Genomic DNA, 1,282 nt, shown 5'->3' with positions numbered 1-1,282 from the left:
AGAGGTGGCTCGGTTCATCTGAACAGCTCGACGCGATTGCTAAGTGGAGCGTCCGCCGGTTTCATGCCGCTGCGAGAAGCGGCCGGTTGAAGTAGACGTGATCGGGCGTCCTGCGGTCAAGCGACGAGTGCGGGCGTCGGCCGTTGTAGAAGGCCAGATACCGGCCGATCGACGCGCGGGCCTCGCTGACAGAGGCATAGGCCCGCAGGTAAACCTCCTCGTATTTCACCGAGCGCCACAGGCGCTCGACGAACACGTTGTCACGCCAGGCGCCGCGTCCATCCATGCTGATTGCGATCCTCTCTCGCTGCAAGACGGCGGTGAACGCCATGCTCGTAAATTGGCTACCTTGATCGGTATTGAAGATCTCCGGCGCTCCGAAGCGCGTCAGCGCTTCCTCCAAAGCTTCGATGCAGAAATCGGTCTCCAGCGTGATCGACAGCCGCCAGCTGAGCACCCGCCGGCTGAACCAGTCGACGATGGCGATCAGATAAACGAAGCCGCGCGCCATCGGGATGTACGTGATGTCGGTCGCCCACACCTGGTTGGGCCGCGTCACCGTCAGCTTACGCAGCAGATACGGATCGATCTTGTGACCCGGTGCCGGTTTCGACGTGTTTGGCCGCCGGTAGATCGCCTCGATCGCCATCTTTTTCATCAGCGTGGAGGCGTGCAGCCGGCCGACCTTGATGCCTTCTGCGGCAAGCAGGTCTCGCAACATCCGACTGCCCGCGAACGGGAAATCCATATGCAACGCATCGATCCGTCGCATGATCGCGAGGTCGGCAGCCGGGGTTGGCCGCGGCTGATAATAGACGCTGCCGCGGCTGATCCCCAACTCCCGCGCCTGCCGCTTCACTGGCAATGCGTGCGAACGGTCGATCAACGTTTTGCGCTCGGCAATAGTCCTGCTTTGCCGAGCGCCCCGGACAAAAAATCGTTCACCAGCGTCAGTTCACCGATTTTGGCGTGCAACGTCTTCACGTCGATCGCAGGCTCCGCCGGTTCGCTATGGCCGTCCGACCCGAAAACCCCCGCTGCCCCTTCCAGCAACTGGCCGCGCCAGATCGTGATCTGGTTCGGGTGAACGTCGAACTGCTGCGCCAGCTCGGCCAGCGTCTTCTCGCCCTTCACGGCAGCCAGGGCCACCTTCGCCTTGAAGGCCGGACTATGGTTCCGGTGTGTTCGCTTCGTCATCTGATCTCCTGTTCGGCAGCCATGCTGGCCGCCTTCAGGCAGAAACTCCACTTAGCAGCCTGTCCAGATTTGCCGAGCCACCTCT

At 61.9% G+C, this 1,282-nt stretch carries 1 protein-coding gene; it reads right to left on the bottom strand.

Annotation, left to right across the window (positions count from 1 at the left end):
• Positions 1-61: 61 nt before the first annotated feature.
• Positions 62-1,197, bottom strand: a protein-coding gene (locus tag LRP66_RS18180) for an IS3 family transposase (RefSeq protein WP_443026721.1) whose coding sequence is annotated in 2 segments (ribosomal slippage) — positions 62-930 and positions 930-1,197 — 1,137 coding nt in all. Because the reading frame shifts where the segments join, the coding sequence is not laid out codon by codon here.
• Between the last annotated feature and the right edge of the window lie 85 nt (positions 1,198-1,282).

Source organism: Sphingomonas sp. Leaf21 (genome assembly GCF_916858675.1).
In the GTDB taxonomy this organism is placed as follows: domain Bacteria; phylum Pseudomonadota; class Alphaproteobacteria; order Sphingomonadales; family Sphingomonadaceae; genus Sphingomonas.
This window is presented reverse-complemented; position numbering and strand designations above follow the sequence as displayed.